Source organism: Pseudonocardia halophobica, from assembly GCF_050948485.1.
Lineage (GTDB): Bacteria > Actinomycetota > Actinomycetes > Mycobacteriales > Pseudonocardiaceae > Pseudonocardia > Pseudonocardia halophobica.
This window is the reverse complement of the sequence record NZ_CP192046.1, coordinates 7,212,004-7,231,784: the sequence shown is the minus strand read 5'-3', so window position 1 is coordinate 7,231,784 and position 19,781 is coordinate 7,212,004. Positions and strand designations below refer to the sequence as shown.

Annotated in this window: 14 protein-coding genes; 10 read left to right on the top strand and 4 right to left on the bottom strand. The window is 72.6% G+C overall.

Annotation, left to right across the window (positions count from 1 at the left end; all coding sequences use genetic code 11):
* The first annotated feature begins 1 nt into the window (after position 1).
* From lysS to ACQP04_RS34530, 5 genes are all read left to right on the top strand, one after another.
* Positions 2-1,459, top strand: a complete 1,458-nt coding sequence (gene lysS / locus ACQP04_RS34550; protein WP_433508494.1) for a lysine--tRNA ligase — start codon at positions 2-4, stop codon at positions 1,457-1,459.
* Between the two features lie 121 nt (positions 1,460-1,580).
* On the top strand, positions 1,581-1,928 hold the full coding sequence (locus ACQP04_RS34545; RefSeq protein WP_037045250.1) for a histone-like nucleoid-structuring protein Lsr2: 348 nt from the start codon (positions 1,581-1,583) through the stop codon (positions 1,926-1,928).
* Between the two features lie 142 nt (positions 1,929-2,070).
* Positions 2,071-2,886 (top strand): siderophore-interacting protein, encoded by an 816-nt coding sequence (locus ACQP04_RS34540; RefSeq protein WP_433508493.1) that lies wholly within the window; start codon positions 2,071-2,073, stop codon positions 2,884-2,886.
* A gap of 243 nt (positions 2,887-3,129) precedes the next feature.
* Entirely contained in the window at positions 3,130-5,679 is a 2,550-nt protein-coding gene (locus ACQP04_RS34535; protein WP_433504632.1) for an ATP-dependent Clp protease ATP-binding subunit, read from the top strand.
* A gap of 221 nt (positions 5,680-5,900) precedes the next feature.
* Positions 5,901-6,899, top strand: a complete 999-nt coding sequence (locus ACQP04_RS34530) for a YihY/virulence factor BrkB family protein (RefSeq protein ID WP_433504631.1) — start codon at positions 5,901-5,903, stop codon at positions 6,897-6,899.
* A 147-nt stretch (positions 6,900-7,046) separates the two neighbouring features.
* Here ACQP04_RS34530 and ACQP04_RS34525 read toward each other — a convergent pair whose 3' ends face one another.
* On the bottom strand, positions 7,047-10,799 hold the full coding sequence (locus tag ACQP04_RS34525) for a glycosyltransferase (RefSeq protein WP_433504630.1): 3,753 nt from the start codon (positions 10,797-10,799) through the stop codon (positions 7,047-7,049).
* A gap of 376 nt (positions 10,800-11,175) precedes the next feature.
* Entirely contained in the window at positions 11,176-12,555 is a 1,380-nt protein-coding gene (locus ACQP04_RS34520) for a GAF domain-containing protein (RefSeq protein WP_433504629.1), read from the bottom strand.
* Between the two features lie 192 nt (positions 12,556-12,747).
* Between ACQP04_RS34520 and exaC the strand changes: the two genes are divergently transcribed.
* Both exaC and ACQP04_RS34510 read left to right on the top strand, forming a co-directional pair.
* Positions 12,748-14,271, top strand: a complete 1,524-nt coding sequence (gene exaC / locus ACQP04_RS34515) for an acetaldehyde dehydrogenase ExaC (protein WP_433504628.1) — start codon at positions 12,748-12,750, stop codon at positions 14,269-14,271.
* A complete protein-coding gene (locus ACQP04_RS34510; RefSeq protein ID WP_433504627.1) occupies positions 14,271-14,708 on the top strand; it encodes a DUF779 domain-containing protein in 438 nt (145 codons plus the stop codon). The genes exaC and ACQP04_RS34510 overlap by 1 nt, the downstream gene beginning before the upstream one ends.
* Before the next feature lie 91 nt (positions 14,709-14,799).
* Here ACQP04_RS34510 and ACQP04_RS34505 read toward each other — a convergent pair whose 3' ends face one another.
* Both ACQP04_RS34505 and ACQP04_RS34500 read right to left on the bottom strand, forming a co-directional pair.
* The gene (locus ACQP04_RS34505) at positions 14,800-15,534 is read right to left on the bottom strand and encodes an SIR2 family NAD-dependent protein deacylase (protein WP_433508492.1); all 735 of its coding nucleotides are present in this window, start codon (positions 15,532-15,534) and stop codon (positions 14,800-14,802) included.
* 91 nt (positions 15,535-15,625) lie between these two features.
* Positions 15,626-15,934: an antibiotic biosynthesis monooxygenase family protein gene (locus ACQP04_RS34500; RefSeq protein ID WP_037045259.1), complete on the bottom strand. Its 309-nt coding sequence runs from the start codon at positions 15,932-15,934 to the stop codon at positions 15,626-15,628.
* A 25-nt stretch (positions 15,935-15,959) separates the two neighbouring features.
* Here ACQP04_RS34500 and ACQP04_RS34495 point away from each other — a divergent pair, with 25 nt between their 5' ends.
* From ACQP04_RS34495 to ACQP04_RS34485, 3 genes are all read left to right on the top strand, one after another.
* Positions 15,960-16,763 (top strand): alpha/beta fold hydrolase, encoded by an 804-nt coding sequence (locus ACQP04_RS34495; protein WP_433504626.1) that lies wholly within the window; start codon positions 15,960-15,962, stop codon positions 16,761-16,763.
* Between the two features lie 401 nt (positions 16,764-17,164).
* Complete coding sequence (locus tag ACQP04_RS34490) at positions 17,165-17,821, top strand: sigma-70 family RNA polymerase sigma factor (protein WP_433504625.1); 657 nt, start codon at positions 17,165-17,167, stop codon at positions 17,819-17,821.
* Between the two features lie 8 nt (positions 17,822-17,829).
* The gene (locus ACQP04_RS34485) at positions 17,830-19,731 is read left to right on the top strand and encodes a hypothetical protein (RefSeq protein WP_433504624.1); all 1,902 of its coding nucleotides are present in this window, start codon (positions 17,830-17,832) and stop codon (positions 19,729-19,731) included.
* The last annotated feature ends 50 nt before the right edge of the window (positions 19,732-19,781 follow it).

The window sequence follows — 19,781 nt, the reverse complement described above, 5'->3', positions numbered from 1 at the left end:
GATGCAGGTGCGCGCGAAGAAGCGCGCGGAGATGCTGGAGGCGGGCGTCGACCCGTACCCCGTCCTCGTGCCGCGCACCCACACGCTGCGCGCCGTCCGCGAGGCGCACCCCGACCTGCCGGCGGACACCGAGACCGGTGAGGTCGTCACCGTCGTCGGGCGCGTCATGTTCCTCCGCAACACCGGCAAGCTCTGCTTCGCCCAGCTCACCGAGGGCGACGGCACGGAGCTGCAGGCCATGCTGAGCCTCGCGAAGGTGGGGGCGGACGAGCTGTCCCGCTGGAAGGCCCAGGTCGACCTGGGCGACCACGTGGCCGTCACGGGCGAGGTCATCACCTCCCGCCGCGGCGAGCTGTCGGTCATGGCGGACTCGTGGGCGATGGTCGCCAAGTCGATCCGCCCGCTGCCCAACGCGCACAGCGACCTGTCCGAGGAGACCCGCGTCCGGCAGCGCTACGTCGACCTGATCATGCGCCCGCAGGCGCGCGAGATGGTCCGGGCGCGCTCCACCGTGCTGCGCACGCTTCGCCGGGAGTTCGAGGACAGGGACTTCGTCGAGGTCGAGACGCCGATGCTGCAGCTGCTGCACGGCGGGGCCACGGCGCGCCCCTTCGTCACGCACGCGAACGCCATCGACACGGATCTGTATCTGCGGATCGCCCCCGAGCTGTTCCTCAAGCGGGCGGTCGTCGGCGGGATCGAGCGCGTTTTCGAGCTCAACCGCGTCTTCCGCAACGAGGGCATCGACTCCACCCATTCACCCGAGTTCGCGATGCTCGAGGCCTACCAGGCCTATGCCACCTACGACGACATGGCCGTTCTGACCCGCGAACTGGTCCAGCAATGTGTACGCGCCGTGTTCGGTTCCACCGTCGTGCGTCACGCGGACGGGTCCGAACACGATCTCGGCGGCGAGTGGCGCTCGGTCGCGCTGCACGAATCGGTCGCCACGGCCGTCGGGGAATCCGTGACGCCGGACACGTCGGCCGAGGAACTGCGGAAGATCGCGGCGACGCACGACGTGGCGCTGCAGGATTCGTGGGGCGCCGGCGAAATCGTGCTGGAGCTGTTCGAGAAGCTCGTCGAGCACACGCTGCAGGAACCGACCTTCGTCCGCGACTACCCGGTCGAGGTGCGCCCGCTGACCCGTCAGCACCGCGACGACCCGCGGCTCGCCGAGGCCTGGGACCTCATCGTGTTCGGGCACGAGCTGGCCACGGCCTACTCGGAGCTGGTCGACCCCGTCGAGCAGCGCGCGCGGCTGCACGCCCAGTCCCTGCTGGCGGCCAAGGGCGACCCCGAGGCCATGCAGCTCGACGAGGACTTCCTGAGGGCCATGGAGTACGGAATGCCGCCGACCGGCGGCATGGGAATGGGCATCGACCGCCTCCTCATGACGCTGACCGGCGTCGGAATCCGGGAGACGATCCTCTTCCCGCTGGTCCGCCGCGAGCTATAACGCGTTCCAGAATCTCGCGAGTTCGACCCCTGCTCGACACGCCTTCGGTAATCGCGTTATATTTCCCCGACGGCGCGGCCGTGCATTCAGCAGGAACTATTCGAACCAGGAGGCTGCGGCGGTGGCGCAGATCCGCGAGATCAAGCTGGTCGACGACCTCGACGGCGAGAAGGCCGACGAGACCGTCGAGTTCGGCATCGACGGGAAGAGCTACGAGATCGACCTGTCGACGGCGAACGCGAGCAAGTTGCGGGACGCACTGGCGTCCTACGTGGGTGCGGCCCGGCGGGCCTCCGGGCGGCGCCGCGGCGGTGGCGGATCGTCGCCCGGCGGCACGAACCGGCGGCCGTCGATCGACCGCGAGCAGAACCAGGCCATCCGCGACTGGGCCCGCAAGCGCGGGATGAAGGTCTCCGACCGCGGCCGGATCCCGGCCGAGGTCCTGGAGGCCTACCACCAGGAGAACTGAGCGAGGCACGTCGGAAGGGCCGGCCGGGCGCGTCCCGGCCGGCCCTTCTGCTGGGCGGAAGCAAGGATTGCCTCACCTCGCTCCGGGCGTAGCGTGGGGCGAAAGCCCGCCGCTCCCGGAGGTACACCCCGTGGCACGCCGCATGACCACCCTCGAGGTCGCGCGCACCGAGCGGATCGGCCCGCACATGGTGCGCGTCGTCGCCGCCGGGCCCGAGCTCGCGTCGTTCCCCGACACCGCGTTCACCGACCGCTATGTGAAGATCCTGTTCCCGGTGCCGGGCGTCGACTACGCCGAGCCGCTCGACATGGAGGCCGTCCGGCGGGACCACCCGCGCGAGGAGTGGCCGCGGGTGCGGACCTACACCGTGCGCGCGTTCGACCCCGCCGCGGGCGAGCTGACCATCGACTTCGTGCACCACGGCGACAGCGGCCTCGCCGGCCCCTGGGCCGCCTCGGCCCGCCCCGGCGACGTACTGCGGCTGCTCGGCCCGGGCGGGGCCTACGCGCCCGATCCCGAGGCGGATTGGCACCTGCTCGTCGGCGACGAGGCGGCGCTGCCCGCGATCGGCGCCGCGCTGGAGCGGATCCCCGCCGGCGTCCCGGTCCACGCGATCGTCCAGGTCGACGACGAGGCCGACCGGCAGGACCTCGCGTGCGCCGGTGACCTGCGGCTGCGCTGGCTGCACCGCGCCGGCGCCCCCGACGGTGGGGCGGGCGCCCTGCTGGAGGCCGTCCGGGCCCTGGAGTTCCCGGCCGGCCGGGTGCACGCGTTCGTCCACGGCGAGGCGGGCGAGGTCCGCGAGGTCCGGCGGCACCTGCTGCGCGAGCGCGGCGTCGACCGGGACGCGCTGTCCGTCTCCGGCTACTGGCGGCGGGGCCGGGACGAGGAGGGCTTCCGCGTCTACAAGCAGGAGCAGGCGCGGCTGGAGGAGGCCGAGCAGGCGGCCTCGGCCTGACGATCTTCGCAGGTCGGCGGCGTCCCTGGCCGTTCGCGCAGGGCTGAACTCCCGCCGACGGGGAATGGACGTCGAGGTCACACCGTTGTGTCGGTGTCGGTGCGTACCGTGCGCGTTACGCGGGCCCGCGGTGGAGGCGCCGACCGGTCGGCGACCGATACAGTGGTATGGGGCGTCCGCGGCGCAGTGTCACAGGGATGCTGGACGCGTCGCACGTGTGGGCGCAGCAGGCAAGGAGTGCGAATGTTCGAAAGGTTCACCGACCGAGCAAGGCGTGTTGTCGTCCTGGCGCAGGAAGAGGCCAGGATGCTCAACCACAACTACATCGGCACCGAGCACATCCTCCTTGGCCTGATCCACGAGGGCGAGGGTGTGGCCGCGAAGGCGCTCGAGTCGCTCGGGATCGCCCTGGAGGGCGTCCGGCAGCAGGTCGAGGAGATCATCGGCCAGGGCCAGCAGGCGCCGTCGGGACACATCCCGTTCACGCCTCGGGCGAAGAAGGTGCTGGAGCTGTCGCTGCGCGAGGCGCTGCAGCTCGGCCACAACTACATCGGCACCGAGCACATCCTGCTCGGCCTGATCCGCGAGGGCGAGGGCGTCGCGGCGCAGGTCCTGGTCAAGCTGGGAGCCGACCTCAACCGCGTCCGCCAGCAGGTCCTCCAGCTGCTGTCCGGCTACCAGGGCAAGGAGCCCGCCGAGGCCTCCTCCGGCCGCGGCGAGGGCACCCCGTCGTCCTCCCTCGTGCTCGACCAGTTCGGTCGCAACCTCACCCAGCAGGCCCGTGAGGGCAAGCTGGACCCGGTCATCGGCCGGGAGAAGGAGATCGAGCGGGTCATGCAGGTCCTCTCCCGGAGGACCAAGAACAACCCCGTCCTCATCGGCGAGCCCGGCGTCGGCAAGACGGCCGTCGTCGAGGGGCTGGCCCAGGGCATCGTCAAGGGCGAGGTCCCGGAGACGCTGAAGGACAAGCAGCTCTACACGCTGGACCTGGGCTCCCTGGTCGCCGGCTCCCGCTACCGCGGTGACTTCGAGGAGCGCCTCAAGAAGGTGCTCAAGGAGATCCGCACGCGCGGCGACATCATCCTGTTCATCGACGAGATCCACACCCTCGTGGGTGCGGGTGCCGCCGAGGGCGCGATCGACGCCGCGAGCATCCTCAAGCCGATGCTGGCCCGCGGCGAGCTGCAGACCATCGGCGCCACCACGCTCGACGAGTACCGCAAGTACGTCGAGAAGGACCCGGCCCTGGAGCGCCGCTTCCAGCCGATCCAGGTGGGCGAGCCGAGCGTCACGCACACCATCGAGATCCTCAAGGGCCTCCGCGACCGCTACGAGGCGCACCACCGGGTCACCATCACCGACCCGGCGCTCGTCGCCGCGGCCACGCTGGCCGACCGCTACATCTCCGACCGCTTCCTGCCGGACAAGGCGATCGACCTGATCGACGAGGCCGGCGCCCGGATGCGCATCCGCCGGATGACCGCGCCGCCGGACCTGCGGGAGTTCGACGAGAAGATCGCGAACGTCCGCCGGGACAAGGAGTCCGCGATCGACGCGCAGGACTTCGAGCGCGCCGCGCACCTGCGGGACTCGGAGAAGCAGCTGCTCGGGCAGAAGTCGGAGCGCGAGAAGCAGTGGAAGTCCGGTGACCTGGACGTCGTGGCCGAGGTCGACGACGAGCAGATCGCCGAGGTCCTCGCCAACTGGACCGGCATCCCCGTCTTCAAGCTGACCGAGGAGGAGACCTCCCGGCTGCTCAAGATGGAGGACGAGCTGCACAAGCGGATCATCGGCCAGGAGGAGGCGGTCAAGTCCGTCGCCCAGGCGATCCGCCGCACCCGTGCCGGCCTGAAGGACCCGAAGCGCCCGTCCGGCTCGTTCATCTTCGCCGGCCCGTCCGGTGTCGGTAAGACCGAGCTGTCCAAGGCGCTGGCGAACTTCCTCTTCGGCGAGGACGACGCGCTCATCCAGATCGACATGGGCGAGTTCCACGACCGCTACACCGCCTCGCGGCTCTTCGGTGCCCCTCCCGGGTACGTGGGCTACGAGGAGGGCGGCCAGCTCACCGAGAAGGTGCGCCGCAAGCCGTTCTCGGTCGTGCTGTTCGACGAGATCGAGAAGGCCCACCAGGAGATCTACAACACGCTCCTGCAGGTCCTGGAGGACGGCCGTCTGACGGACGGCCAGGGCCGCACGGTGGACTTCAAGAACACGGTGCTGATCTTCACCTCGAACCTGGGCACCCAGGACATCTCGAAGGCCGTCGGGCTCGGCTTCGCGCAGAGCAACGACGAGCAGTCGAACTACGAGCGCATGAAGACCAAGGTCAACGACGAGCTGAAGAAGCACTTCCGCCCGGAGTTCCTGAACCGCATCGACGACATCATCGTCTTCCACCAGCTCACGCAGCCGCAGATCATCTCCATGGTCGACCTGATGATCACGCGGGTGGAGAAGGCCCTGGCCAACAAGGACATGGCGATCGAGCTCACGGACGCCGCCAAGGGCCTGTTGGCCCGCCGCGGGTTCGACCCGGTGCTGGGCGCCCGGCCGCTGCGCCGGACCATCCAGCGGGAGATCGAGGACCAGCTGTCCGAGAAGATCCTCTTCGGCGAGGTCGAGCCGGGGCAGATCGTGATCGTCGACGTCGAGGGCATCGACGAGAGCGTGCCCGAGGGCAACCCGGCGCACGACGACAAGGCGACGTTCACCTTCCGCGGTGAGCCCCGCCCGGCCGCGGGCGTCCCGGACGCTCCGCCGGTCGACATCGCCGCCGGTGGCGGCGAGGAGTAGGACCAGGCAGCACGACGGCGGCCCGCCTTCCTTCGGGAGGCGGGCCGCCGCCGTTCTCACCCGACCCGCGAGTCGGCAGTTCCGGCACCGCGAGTCGGCAGTTCTGGCACCGCGAGTCGGCAGTTCCGGCACCGCGAGTCGGCAGTTCTGGCACCGCGAGTCGGCAGTTCCGGGCCACGGCCCCCCGGCGGGTCCGGCCCGCCGTCGCTACCGTGGCGGCCATGAGCTCGGTCCGCGCCGTCCCGGAGACCGAGCTGATGTCGGGCGAGCTGCTGTCCGCCGACGACGCCTGGCACACCGTCCGCCGCTACGGCCTGCGCCACCTCCTCGTGACGGGCTTCGTGCGCTTCCGCTACGGCGACGGCTTCTCCCACGCCCGCGCCTTCGCGCTCCAGCTCGCGCTGGCCGCGGTTCCGCTGGTGATCGCCGGCGCGGGGCTGGCGACCACGCTCGGGGTGGAGTCCTTCTCGGAGGTCGTCGCCCGGACGGTCGTCGCCATCTCGCCCGGCACCAGCGACCAGCTCGTCGGGCAGGCCGTCGAGGGTGAGGTGGACGGCGAGGAGCGCGGCGAGGTCGTCGTCGCGCTGGCGCTGATCACGGCCTTCCTCGCAGCGACCTCGGCCTTTGCGCAGCTCGAGCGCGGCGCCAACCGGATCTACGGCACCGAGCGGGACCGGCCGGCGCTCCGCAAGTACGTCCGCGCCGCCCTGCTGACGGCGACGGCGGGTGTGGCGATGGCGGTCGGTCTCCTGCTCATCGTCGCGGGCGAGCCGTTCGGCGAGGCGATGGAGCAGGTCTACCGGTGGGGCGACGTCGCCGAGGAGATCTGGGACGTCCTGCGCTGGCCCGCCGGCCTCGCGGCGCTGATCGTGGCGGTGACGGCCCTGCTGCGCTTCGCCCCGCGCCGCCGCCAGCCGGGCCTGAGCTGGCTCGTCGTCGGCGGGACGGTCACGGTCCTGGCGTGGCTCGCGGGCTCGGCGCTGCTGGCCGGGTACGTGGTGCTCGGTGCGAACTTCGACGAGACCTACGGCCCACTGACGGCGATCATGGCCTTGTTGCTCTGGGCCAACGTCAGCGGCATCGCCCTCCTGGCCGGCTTCGCGCTCGCCGCGCAGCTCGAGGCCGTGCGCGCGGGGCAGGGCGACCCGCGCCTGCCCGACACCGACGACGACGGGATCCCCGACCACCTCGACGAGGCCCCGGACACCCCGGCTCGCTGAGTCGGCGCCGGCGCAGGACGTCGTCCGGCCGGTCTCCCCACGTCGCCGACTCGGTGCCCCGAAACTGCCGACTCGCGGTGCCGGAACTGCCGACTCGCGGTGCCGGAACTGCCGACTCGCGACGCCACGCCCGGGCCCTCGTTCGGGTCAGGGGCGGCGCTGGGGTGGGGGCCACTCCTGGGCCCGGGTGCGCGGCTGGGGGCGGCGGCGGCCCGGAAGGGGCTCCTGCGGGGCTGCAGGCCGCTCCTGAGGGACTGCAGCCCATCCCTGGGGAGCTGCGGGCCAGCCGCGGGGGCCGGGGACGGTATCCATCCGCGGTCCACCCTCGGCCGCCCGGCCGGGAGCCCACGCCCCGCTCGGCACCGGCGCCGGAGCGCCCTCACGCTGAACCGGGCTCGGAGCGCCCTCGCGGGGCGTCGGCGCCGGAAAGCCCTCGCGCGGCGCCGGGGCGCCCTGTCGCGGCACCACCGGCAGCACCTCGGTCGCCGGCATCTCGGCGATGCGCCGGGCGGTGGCCTCGGCGAGGGTCCGCGGCCGGAGGACGGGGCCCTGGCGCACGGCGTCGTCGTCCTTCTTCCGGCGGGCCGCCGCGGCGCGTTTCCCTCCCGGCAGGATCTGCAGCGGCCGGCGGGCGGCGAGGTCCTCGACCCAGCCGAAGCAGGCCACCCCGATCACGATGATCACCACGGAGCTGAGCACCAGCCAGCCGCTCGAGTCCGGGAGGCCGAGCCGGTCGTTGGCCCAGGCGGCGACGTCGATCGCCGGGTTGTTCAGCAGGTAGATCGTGATCGCCCGCGCGTTGACGACGGAGATCAGCCGGCCGAGCCCGGGCACCTTGTCGACCCAGCCCATGGCCGGGTTGACCCGCAGCACCAGCAGCACGAATCCGGCCGAGACCAGGGCCTGCGCCATCGGGATCTCGTTGAGGTCCAGCCCCGCGTCCGGCGACGGGTGCCCGACGGCCCAGAACATGCCCGCCGCGATCCCGGCCGCGGCCAGCCCGAGCAGGGCCGGCAACGGGAGTCTGCGGATCATGCCCTCGCGGTGCGCGAAGCCGAGCATCCAGCAGGCACCGAAGGTCACGAAGTCGAGCAGGCCGGCGCCGAGCCCGCTGGCGTCGGACAACGGCGACCCGAGCAGGCCGTCAACGATCACCAGGGCCAGTGGGACCAGCACGCTGATCACCGGGCTCTTCCGGAAGGCCTTGAGCATCACCGGTGTGAGCAGCACGAACCACAGGTAGGCGCGCAGGTACCAGAGCACCTCGACGGTGTCGAGGCCCCACTCGCTGCCCGGCGGGTCCATGATCGGGAAGACCCACCAGATCAGGTCGCTCCACGGGATCCCGTTGCCGGGGCTCTCGGCGTCGGCCCCCTCGGCGGCCCAGCCCTGCCACACCATGATCGGCACGAAGATCACGGCCATCAGCCACAGCGGCGGCAGGAGGCGCCGGATCCGCTGCCCGATGACGTCGATCGCCGGGGTCTTCCGCATCGACTGCACCATCAGCGACCCGCCCAGCGCGAACATCACGCCCATCGACGGGAAGACGATCGACAGCCAGCCGAGCCCCAGCGCGTGGTAGACGACCACGCGGACCAGCGCGAGCCCGCGCAGTGTGTCGAGCCACCGCTCCCGGCCCCGCGGTCGCGCGACGGGGGCGGGGAGCGGTGACCCGGGGTCGTCGGGCCCGGCGGACCGGGGCTCCGGGACGGCCGCGACGGCGGTCGGGGCGGGCACGGCCGGCATGCTCGGGAACGACGGGTGCCGCCCGGCCGCGCCCGCGGGCGGCACCGGGGCGGGGGAGAGCAGCGCGTCGACCGCGCCCGTGCGCTTGAGCTTCTGCCAGCGCACCCGGACACCGCTGATGGCGCTCACCGCGGACTGCACGAGCACCACGTACATCAGCTGCCGGTAGACGAACTGCTGCACCGGCAGCACCCACAGCGCGCCCTTCGGCTCGCCGTCGACGTGGAAGGCGTAGATGCCGCTCGCGACCTGAAGCCCCATCATCAGGCTCCAGAGCACGATGGTGGTCGCGGGGTCCTCGAACAGCAGGCCGTAGAGCAGGAAGATGTCGACCAGCGGCGCGGACAGCGGCAGCATGATCTGGAACAGCAGGACGTGGGCGAGGCCGAGCCAGCCGAACGAGCCGGGCTCGCGGACCGCGCGCCGGTGCTTCCAGATGGCCTGCATGGTCCCGTAGCTCCACCGGTACCGCTGCCGCCAGAGCTGGCCGGCGGTCGCGGGCGCCTCGGTCCAGGCCAGCGCGCGGTCCTCGAACACGACCTTCCACCCGGCCCGGCCCAGGGCGATGGTGAGGTCGGTGTCCTCGGCGAGGGTGTCGTCGGACAGCCCGCCGACCTCGCGCAGCGCCTCCTTGCGGAAGGCGCCGGCGGCACCGGGGATCGTGGTGATCGACGACGTCGTGTCCTGCACCCGGCGGTCGATGCCGAACCCGACCACGTACTCGACGTGCTGCAGCCGGCCGATCAGCGTGTCGGTGTTGGCGACCTTCACGTTGCCCGCGACCGCACCCACCCGCGGGTCGGCGAAGGGCTGCGCGAGGTGCCGCACGGTGTCCGGCTCGAAGACCGTGTCGCCGTCCATCATCACGACGACCTCGTACCGCGCGTTCGCCGTACCGGTGTTGAGCGCGGCCGGTTTGCCCGCGTTGAGCTGGCGGATCACCCGCACCCTGGGCAGGTCGAGCGACTCGACGAGCTCGGCCGTGCCGTCCGACGACCCGTCGTCGACGACGATCACCTCGAGTGGATGGTCGTTCGCGAGGATCGACCGCACGGTCGCCTCGATGTTCTTCGACTCGTTGTACGCGGGGACGATCACCGAGACGGGCTGCGTGTACGTCGGCCCCCAGGCCCAGTCAGGGTCGCGTCGGCGCTTGTCGTGCCGCCGCGCGGCCACGACCATCAGGATCAGCCGCAGGACGACCAGGGTCGCGACCCCGGCCAGGAGCCAGCGGGCGGCGTCGGAGACCCACCAGGCCGCGCCGATGACGCCGAGCAGCAGCTTGCCGAGCAGGACGTCCGTGCTGCTCGCCGCCGGGGCGGGCGGCAGGTTCATCGCCTGCTCGACGGTCTTGAACGTGTAGCCGGCCGCCTGCAGCTGGGGGATCAGCTTGTCGAGCGCCGCGATGGTCTGGGTGCGGTCACCGCCGGAGTCGTGCAGCAGGATCGTGCCGCCGGTGCCGTCCTTCGGCGTGGCGTTGCGGACGATCTGGTCGACGCCGGGGCGCTTCCAGTCCTCGCCGTCGACGTCGGTCAGCACGGTCAGGTAGCCCATGGCCCCGACCTGCTTGACGGTCTGGTAGCCGATGTCGTCGAGCGCCGCGGCGCTGGAGGAGTACGGCGGCCGCATGAGGTAGGTCGATTCGCCGGTGGCGCCCTGGATCACCAGCTGGGTCTCGGCCATCTCGCGCTCCACCCGCCAGCTCGCCGACGTGCCGAGGTCGGGGTGCGAGAAGGAGTGGACGCCGAGCTCGGAGCCCTGCTCGTGGATGTCGCGGATCAGCTCCGGGTAGCGGCTGGCCATCGAGCCGACCACGAAGAAGCTGCCGGGCACGTTGTGCTTGCGCAGGATCGAGAGCACCTGCGGCGTCCACGTGGGGTCCGGCCCGTCGTCGAAGGTGAGGACGACGGTGCCCCTCGGGATGCTCGTCGACCGCACCGGCTCGTGCTGGCCGTCGATGATCGGGCCGCCCGAGAGGATCTCGTCGGGCACCTGCTCGGACGAGCCCTCCTCGTGGGCGCCGGTCGCGTCGTTGCCGATCTTGCCGGCGGTCAGGCCGCAGACGACGAGCACGACGAGGAAGGCGACGAGGAGCGAACCGACCAGCAACCACGACGGCGCGGGCCGGACCGTCGCGCGAGGGCGGGGCACGGCGAACCTTTCCCGACAGGGGGGAGCGCCGCGCCGGCGGGGTCCGGGCAGCGGCCTGTCACTCGGCTTTCGACCGCTCGCGGGGTCCTGTTACACGCCGTGACCTGAATCCCGTTCCCACTGGGCCGGGCGGGTGCGTAGTCCTACTCCGAGTTGCCGCGACAGTCGGGATGAAAAGGACAAAACAGTCGCAGAGTGTGTCCGGTGCCGACTGCCGCCGGACGACCGGCGCCATGGTGGCGATCGCACGGTCGGGGCTCGTGGGCCTGCGACGGCTCGGCACGACCACTCGGACCGGACACCCCCGTCGACAGGGTGTGCGGGCGGCAATTTCGTGCTGCGAGCGGCAGATCGCCCACGCGGCTCACTGAACCCCTCAGCGCGGGTCGAGGCCCGCCAGGGTGCGGCGCGGGTCGCCGGTCGGCAGCAGCACCCCCAGCCGCTCCCGCACCTCCTCGTCCGACTTCCCGTCCTCCGTGCGGGCGTAGGACCACACCGCCTCGGCGTCCCCGCTGCGCAGCACCAGGGACCGGACGGCGACGGCGAGGGCGTCCCGTTCCTCGCGGACGGCGGGGGCGTCGGAGGCGGGCAGGAGCTCGCCCCGGTGCAGGTCGGCGGCCTCCCGGGCCCGGCCCAGCCGCAGGACCTCGCGGAGAGCGAGGAAGTCGACGTCGACGGCGGCCTGCAGGCGGTAGGGCTGGGTGCGGACGATGCCGGCGTCGAGCTGGACCCGCAGCCGGTGCATCTCCGCGCGGACGGTCACGGCCTTGCCCGCGTCGCCGTAGAGGGCGGTGGCGAGCCGGTCCGCGGTGAGGCCCTCCGGGTGCAGCGCCAGCAGCGTGAGCAGTTCGGCGTGCCGGGTCGAGAGCCGGACGGCCCGGCCGTCGAGGCGGGCGACCGGCCGCTCAGCGCCGAGGAAGCGCAGCGCGAGCGAGGGGCGGCGGCGCGCGCCGGGACGGTGGAGTCGCAGCAGGTACCCCTCCGCGAGCTGCTCCAGGACGCCTTCGCCGTGGGCGCCCAGCGCCACCCGCATGCCGTCGGCGGGGTCCATGCCGAGGTCGACCCGCTCGGCGAGCCAGCCGTCCGGCTGGGCGGCGAGGACCCGCCCGCGCGGGCTGAGCAGCGCACCGGGCTCGTCCCGGAGCCCGATCAGGTGCGGCAGGTTGCGGGTGAGCAGCCGTTCGTCCCGGACCGCGATCCGTGTCTCGAGGTGCTTCTCGGCCAGCTTCGCCGCCGCGCTGACCAGCGCGAGCGTGGTCGGGTGGAAGGTGCGGGCGGGCCCGGTGATGTCGACGACGCCGATCATCTCTCCCGTGTCGGGGTCGTGGACGGGGGCCGCGGCGCAGGTCCACGGGTGGTAGGCGCGGACGTGGTGCTCCGCCGAGTGGATCCGCAGCGCCCGGTCCTCGGCGAGCGCGGTGCCCATGGCGTTGGTGCCGATTGCGTCCTCGCTCCAGCGGGTGCCCTCGACGAGCCCGACGCCCGCGGCGCGGCGCAGCACGTCCTGGTGCCCCTCGCGCCACAGGATGTGCCCCTGCGCGTCCGTGACGATCATCATGTGCATCGCCTCGTCGGCGATCTGCAGCAGGGTGTCCCGCAGCAGCGGCAGCACCTCGGCAAGGGGATGGCCCGCCCGGACGTCGGCGACCTCGCGGTGCTCGAAGACGTGCGGCGGCAGCCCGTGGTCGGGGTCGACCCGGGCCGCGTGCGAGCGGCGCCACGAATCGGACACCAGATCACGGATCTGCTCGCTCATGTCAGCCCTCCGCCGACGTCGCCGTCCCGCTCGATCGTCCTCCCACCTGCGAGGGCAGGCAACCCAAAGCTGTCTCCGCCCGTTCGGACTGTCCGATCGGAGAGGTCCGCATCTGCGTGCAACGCGGCCGCAACCCCCACCTTCCTAGTGTCCGCCATCACGAGCTGGACCCAATGTTGTGGAAGGACGGACATGGCCAAGTACGCCAACCCCGGGCAGCCGGACAGCGTCGTCAGCTTCAAGCCCCGCTACGACCATTTCATCGGCGGCGAGTACGTGGCCCCTGCGAAGGGTCAGTATTTCGAGAACCCGACGCCGATCACCGGCCAGGCGTTCACCGAGGTCGCCCGCGGCACGGCGGAGGACGTCGAAAAGGCCCTGGACGCGGCGCACGCCGCCGCCCCGGCGTGGGGGAAGACCTCCGTCGCCGAGCGCGCGAACATCCTCAACAAGATGGCCGACCGCATCGAGGCGAACCTCGAGAAGATCGCCATCGCCGAGTCGTGGGAGAACGGCAAGGCCTGCCGCGAGACCCTGGCCGCCGACATCCCGCTCGCGATCGACCACCTCCGCTACTTCGCCGGCGCGGTGCGCGCCCAGGAGGGCGGCATCTCGGAGATCGACGAGAACACGATCGCCTACCACTTCCACGAGCCGCTGGGCGTCGTCGGGCAGATCATCCCGTGGAACTTCCCGATCCTGATGGCGATCTGGAAGCTCGCGCCCGCCCTGGCCGCCGGCAACGCGGTCGTCCTCAAGCCCGCCGAGCAGACCCCGGCCTCGATCCACGTGCTGCTGGAGACGGTCGCCGACCTGCTGCCCGCGGGCGTCGTCAACATCGTCAACGGGTTCGGTGTCGAAGCGGGCAAGCCGCTGGCCTCGTCGAACCGCATCCGCAAGATCGCCTTCACCGGTGAGACCACGACCGGCCGGCTGATCATGCAGTACGCGTCGGAGAACCTGATCCCGGTCACCCTGGAGCTGGGTGGCAAGAGCCCGAACGTCTTCTTCGACGACGTCGCGGCCGCCAACGACGCCTTCTACGACAAGGCCCTCGAGGGCTTCGCGATGTTCGCCCTCAACCAGGGCGAGGTCTGCACCTGCCCGTCCCGCGCGCTGATCCAGGGCGGCATCTACGACGACTTCCTGCAGCAGGCGGTCAAGCGGACCGAGCAGATCAAGCAGGGCCACCCGCTCGACACCGACACGATGATCGGTGCCCAGGCGTCGAACGACCAGTTCGAGAAGATCCTGAGCTACATCGACATCGGCCGGCAGGAGGGCGCGAAGGTCCTCACCGGTGGTGAGAAGGCCGACCTCGGCGGTGAGCTGTCCGGCGGGTACTACATCCAGCCGACCGTGTTCGAGGGCAACAACTCGATGCGGATCTTCCAGGAGGAGATCTTCGGGCCGGTCGTGTCGGTCGCGCGCTTCAGCGACTACGACGACGCCATGAAGATCGCCAACGACACCCTGTACGGCCTGGGTGCGGCGGTCTGGTCCCGCGACGGCAACACCGCGTACCGCGCCGGTCGCGACATCCAGGCGGGCCGGGTGTGGGTGAACAACTACCACGCCTACCCGGCGCACGCGGCCTTCGGCGGCTACAAGCAGTCCGGCATCGGTCGCGAGAACCACAAGATGATGCTCGACCACTACCAGCAGACCAAGAACATGCTGGTCAGCTACTCGCAGAACGCCCAGGGCTTCTTCTGATGGGCGGTTCCGCGGTCGACCGAGCCGAGGCCCCGGTGGCAGAGGTCCCGGGTTCGGGTACCGAGCGGGTGGCGCTGACGCCGGCGGCGGCGGAGCTGCTGGTGAAGCTCACCGACATCCACGGCCCGTTGATGTTCCACCAGTCCGGCGGGTGCTGCGACGGCAGTGCGCCGATGTGCTACCCGGACGGTGACTTCAAGACCGGCGGGCAGGACGTCCACCTGGGCGACCTGTCCGTCGAGGGGCTGGCGGAGCCCATCGGGTTCTGGATGTCGAGGTCGCAGTTCGAGTACTGGAAGCACACCCACCTCACCGTCGACGTGGTGAAGGGGCGCGGCAGCGGGTTCTCGGTCGAGGCGCCCGAGGGCGTCCGGTTCCTGATCCGCTCGCGGCTGTTCACCGACGAGGAGTGGGAGCGACTGAAGGACGACCTGTGACGGCCTGAGCGCGCCGACCTGATCGCACCAACGGCACTTTCGTGCGGACCTACCGCACGAAAGTGCCGTTCGTGCATTCAGGGTGGCGTGATCAGAGGAGGGCGTCGAGGGACTGCAGCGTCGCGGCGGCGGGGGCGGGAATCCCGATGCCGCGGCCGTGCCGGACCTGCGGCTCGCGCACGTTGATCCGGACGAGTGCGCCGGTCGCGGCGCTGGCGAGCTCGGCCTGCCGCCGGACCGTCGGCACCGCGGTGCCCGCCCCGATCTCGACGACGGCGAGCCTGCCGCGGTGCTCCCGGATCCAGCACTGCAGATCCTCGACCCGAGGCCCGCAGTGGGAGGGGTCCCAGGACCAGTCGCCGAACATCAGGATGTTGGGCCGGGCGAGCCCGCCGCACGCCGGGCACGAGGGCAGCGGCTCGCGCGCCCGCATCGACACCGGGTCCACGTCGACCTCGATGCCGTCGGCCGCCCAGACCGGGTGGCCGCACCCCCGCAGGCACTGCAGGTGGTGGATCGAGCCGTGCACCTCGGCGACCTCGTCGAAACCGGCCCGCTGGAACTGCCCGTCGACGTTCGAGGTGAACACCCGCGTCGGCTTCCGCTCCGCCCACCGGCGCAGCACGGCGAACCCCGCGTGCGGCACGGTCGCGCGGTAGAGCGCGAGCCGGTGTCCGTAGAAACCCCAGGCCAGGGCCGGGTCGTCGGCGAAGTGGACCGGGTCGGCGATCTCCTCGAACCGCAGCCCGAGGGCCTCGTACGGCGGGTAGGCCCGCCAGAAGCCCTCGGTGCCGCGGAAGTCCGGCAGCCCCGAGTCGACGCCCATCCCGGCGCCGGCGCACACGAGCAGCGCCTCGGCCCCGCGGAGCAGCTCGACGGCCTCGGCGATCGCTGGGTCGACGGTCGTCAAGCGCGGGTCAGAGCTCCACGACCTCGAACTCCAGCAGGTCCGCCCCGCTCGCGACCGGCTTGCCGCCCGCGTCGGGGGCGCGCTGCCCGGCGTGCGCCTCGACGGCTGGGCCCGTGCGCCACGCCTCGAACGCCTCGTCGGACTCCCAGGTGGTGACCACGAAGTAGCGGTCGTCGCCCTTGACCGGGCGGAGCAGCTGGAAGCCGAGGAAGCCCGGCTGCCCGTCGACGGCGTGCTTGCGGTTCGCGAACCGCTTCTCGAGCTCGGGGCCCGCGCCCTCGGGGACGTGGATTGCGTTGATCTTCACGACGGCCATGAGCCCCACGTTAGCCTCACGGGTGATGGAGGGGCGGCGATCGGTGCGGACGTCCGACGGGACCTACCTCGCGGTCGTCGAGTTCGGGGGTGGGGGTCCGCCCGTCCTGCTGCTGCACGGGCTGATGGGCCGGGCCACGACCTGGTGGTCGGTGGCCCGCAGGCTCACCGACCACGGCCGCGTCCTCGGGCTCGACGCGCGCGGACACGGCCGCTCCCAGGCCGCCGGCCCGTGGACCACCGACCGGATGGCCGACGACGCCGCGGACCTCCTCGAGCAGGCCGACGCCGGACCGGCGGTGGTGATCGGGCACTCGATGGGCGGGCTGCACGCGCTGGCGCTCGCCGCCCGCCGTCCGGACCTCGTGCGCGGGGTCGTCGTCGAGGACATGGCGGTGGACCTCACCGGTCTCGCCGGCCGGCCGATGGCCGACATGGCCGCGTGGTTCCGGGCGGTCCCGCAGCCCTTCGCCTGCCGCGAGGCCGTGCGGGAGGCCTTCGGGTACCCCCGTCGCGAGCTGGGCGACTACATGGCCGAGTGCGTGGAGGAACGGGCCGACGGGCTGCACCTGCTGACCCGGGTCCGTGACGCCCTGGAGATCGCCACCGGCTGGACGCGCGAGGCCCGGTGGGCCGATCTCGACGCCGTCGGCTGCCCGGTGCTGCTGGTCGAGGCGGAGGAGTCCGTCGCCCCGGCGGGCCAGATGGCGGCGATGGCCGAGCGCCTCGGGGCCGAGCACCACGTGCTGCCCGGAACGGGGCATCTGGTGCACGCCGACGAGAAGGCGTTCCTCGGCGTCGTCGAGCCCTTTCTCACCCGATGTCGGTGACGACCGGATCGGCGGCCACGCCGCGGTTTCGGCCGACCCCGTCCCGTCGGCCGTTCCCGGCCTTGCTCCGAACGGCGGTTCCTGAATTACGTACCTGGCGTTCCCGCGCTTTGTGATCTGTGTTCACCCAGGTCACCGTGACATCGGTCGCCGAATGTGACCTTGGTGTGCCACATCGTCACCGGGTTGCTGAGACGCACTCAGAAATGCCCTTGTGGGCCGCGACGGCGCTGTGCAAGCCTCTGGCCACTCCATTCGGGAGCCGCGAATCCGCCGGGGCGCAGGCGAATTCCGGGTACAACGTCGAGAGCTGCGCGCCGCCGGCCAACCCGCCGACGTGTCGCGGGGTCCCGGGTCGCCCGAGCCGGGACACCGGTGGGGGACGCGCCCGAGGTGTGGGGATGTACCAGGAGCGGAGAAGCGTCCTGGCCGCGGACGACCCGCCCGCGGCGGAACCGGAGCGGGCCGGGGGACCCGGGGCCCGGATCGACGAGCTGGTGGCGCCGGCCCGTCGGGGGGACGAGCGTGCGCTGACGGAGCTGCTCGAGCTGGTGCGGCCGCTCGTGCTGCGCTACTGCGAGAACCGGCTGCACGGGTCGGCGGTGCCGGCGGAGGACGTCACGCAGGAGGTCTGCATCGCCCTCCTGCGGTCGTTGCCCTCCTACCGGGACCGCGGACGGCCCTTCCTCGCGTTCGTGCACACGGTGGCGAGCCACCGGATCGCGAGCGCGTGCACCACGGCGGTACGCACGCACGAGCGCGCGGTCGCCGAGCCGCCGGAGCCGGGCGAGGGGTGCGAGCGCCGGGACCAGCCGGAGCTGAACGCCCTCGACCGGGCGGCCGCCGCCGAGGTCGACCGGCTGTTGCACCGGTTGCCCGGGCGTGCGCGCGAGATCCTGCTGTTGCGGGTGGTGTGGGGGCTGTCGGTGCGGGAGACCGCCGAGCACCTGGCGCTGAAACCGGAGTCGGTGCGGCTCAACCAGCACCGGGCCCTCCAGGCGCTGCGCCGGATGCTCACCGGCGGCACGGTCTGGCAGCTACGGCCGGAAGCGGGCTGATCCGCACGATGACCCCCGACGGCGACGGCACCCCCGCCGGCCGCCGGCCCCTCGACGAGGAGCCGGCGGTGGGTGGGTGCTGCCCGCGCGCCCCGGAGCCGGTCGATCTCTCCGCCATCCTGGCCGACGACGCCCTGCTCGACGCCCTGGGCCGGCACGAGGTTCCCGACGACCGGATCCGCGAGTGCTACGGCTCCGATCCCGTCCTGGACCTGCTGCTCGAGTGGCGCGGCGTCCGCCGGTCGGCCGACGCACCGCCGCCCGAGGAGGACGAGGAGCCCGTCGCCGAGCCGGCCCTCGCCGCGGCGCGGCCGCCGGCCGAGGAGGTGCGCCGCGCGCGCCGGCTCCCGATGGCCGCCGCGGCGGCGCTAGTGGTCGGTTGCCTGCTCGGGGCGGGGCTGGGGCAGGGGCCCGGGACGCTCGCCGTCGGCTCGGCCGACGCCGCCCGCATGGTCGACGCGCGGCTCGACCGCGCCGCGGCGGAGCTGGCGCTCGGGGACCGCGACGGCGCCCGCATGCAGCTCGCGGGCGCGCGCCGGATGCTGCTCGGGGTCCGCACCGAGGACGGCCGCGACACGCTCCGCGCCCGGCACGAGTCCCTGGCGCGGGCGGCCACCGGCCCGAACGCGCTCGCCCCGCCGCCCGCGCAGCAGCACCCCGCCCAGCCCGGCCGTGGCCCGGCCCGGGACGCCCAGGACGACGCCCCGCCCCCGAAGGCGCCGAGCCGGTCGACGCCCGCGTCCGTGGACCCGCAGCCGGACCGCGAGCAGCCGCGCCCGACCGGGAACGCCGACCGGCAGCACCCCGCGCCGGGTGGGCGGCCGGTGACGTGGCACGCCGAACGCTCGAACCGCACCGAGGGCGCACGGGCTTCGAGCAGGCCGGCTCCGCAGCAGCGCCATGAGGTCCGCGCCACGCACCCCGCGCCCGAGCAACCTGCGCCGCAGGAGCACCGCGACGCGGGTGGCACCGGGCGGGTCGACCCGCCACAGGGGCACCGCGAGGCCCGCGGTGAGAACCGGGCCGACGCGCCGCAGGAGCGTCCCGAGGTCCGCGACCGGTCCGACGTCGTGACGCGCACCCGCGCGTCGGCGCCGGACGCCCCGGACACGCGGCCCGGGAAGTCCGACGACGGGCTCCGCGAGAACCGGGGCGATGCGCCGCTCCCGTCCGGCGGCCGGGCCGGGGAGTCGGAACGCGAACGGACGGAGTCGTGGCAGAGCGACGACGACCACCGCGACGCCGACGGTCAGGGCTCCGGCTCTCGGATCGATCGCGACGCCGTGGGTCAGAGCGACGCGCGGAACCCGGCGCGCGGCGACGACTCCGCCGCCCGGACCGACCAGCCGCGTGACGACCGGTCCTCCCGGCCTTCCGACGAGCGAAGCCGGACCTCCGACGGGGCCCGCCACCACCGCCGGGACACCGGGCGGACCGAGGCGACGGATCCCCGTCACGACGAGGGGAACACCTCGACGCAGCAGGAGCGGCGGCGGGCCGACGGGCCCGGCGACCGGACGGCGCGGTCGGAGGGGGCGCGGAACCACCGCGAGGACGCGGGACCGGAGAATCGGGACCGGTCCGCCCGGGCGGCCACCGAGACCCGCTCCGAGACCCGCTCAGAGACCCGCTCAGAGACCCGCTCAGGCTCGGCGGACCGCTCCCGAAACCGCTCCGACAATCACTTGAACTCCGACCACTCGACCTCCGGGAACCGCGAACAGCGCGGTCACCCACGCCGCAGCGGCGCCGGCAACGAGGGCTCCGGTGGCTCGGCCGGCTCCCCGGAAGAGCCCGCCGCCCGCGGCGGCGAGCAGGACCGGACGTACCCGGCCGCCGGGACCGACCCCCAGGTGGACGAGGAATCCCACGACGGCGTGGATCCGACGACTGCGTGGCAGCAGCCCTGAACCTCCGCTGCTCTTTCCGGGTGAAGAGGAGTGGCGAACGCAACACGAGG

Excerpts from the sequence above, each read along its gene's own strand:
- ACQP04_RS34530 (WP_433504631.1), top strand. The coding sequence starts at position 5,901 with ATGAGCTCGGTCCGCGCCGTCCCGGAGACCGAGCTGATGTCGGGCGAG.
- ACQP04_RS34540 (WP_433508493.1), top strand. The coding sequence starts at position 2,071 with ATGACCACCCTCGAGGTCGCGCGCACCGAGCGGATCGGCCCGCACATG.
- ACQP04_RS34510 (WP_433504627.1), top strand. The coding sequence starts at position 14,271 with ATGGGCGGTTCCGCGGTCGACCGAGCCGAGGCCCCGGTGGCAGAGGTC.
- ACQP04_RS34520 (WP_433504629.1), bottom strand. The coding sequence starts at position 12,555 with ATGAGCGAGCAGATCCGTGATCTGGTGTCCGATTCGTGGCGCCGCTCG.
- exaC (WP_433504628.1), top strand. The coding sequence starts at position 12,748 with ATGGCCAAGTACGCCAACCCCGGGCAGCCGGACAGCGTCGTCAGCTTC.
- ACQP04_RS34535 (WP_433504632.1), top strand. The coding sequence starts at position 3,130 with ATGTTCGAAAGGTTCACCGACCGAGCAAGGCGTGTTGTCGTCCTGGCG.
- lysS (WP_433508494.1), top strand. The coding sequence starts at position 2 with ATGCAGGTGCGCGCGAAGAAGCGCGCGGAGATGCTGGAGGCGGGCGTC.
- ACQP04_RS34485 (WP_433504624.1), top strand. The coding sequence starts at position 17,830 with ATGACCCCCGACGGCGACGGCACCCCCGCCGGCCGCCGGCCCCTCGAC.
- ACQP04_RS34500 (WP_037045259.1), bottom strand. The coding sequence starts at position 15,934 with ATGGCCGTCGTGAAGATCAACGCAATCCACGTCCCCGAGGGCGCGGGC.
- ACQP04_RS34505 (WP_433508492.1), bottom strand. The coding sequence starts at position 15,534 with ATGGGCGTCGACTCGGGGCTGCCGGACTTCCGCGGCACCGAGGGCTTC.
- ACQP04_RS34490 (WP_433504625.1), top strand. The coding sequence starts at position 17,165 with ATGTACCAGGAGCGGAGAAGCGTCCTGGCCGCGGACGACCCGCCCGCG.
- ACQP04_RS34495 (WP_433504626.1), top strand. The coding sequence starts at position 15,960 with ATGGAGGGGCGGCGATCGGTGCGGACGTCCGACGGGACCTACCTCGCG.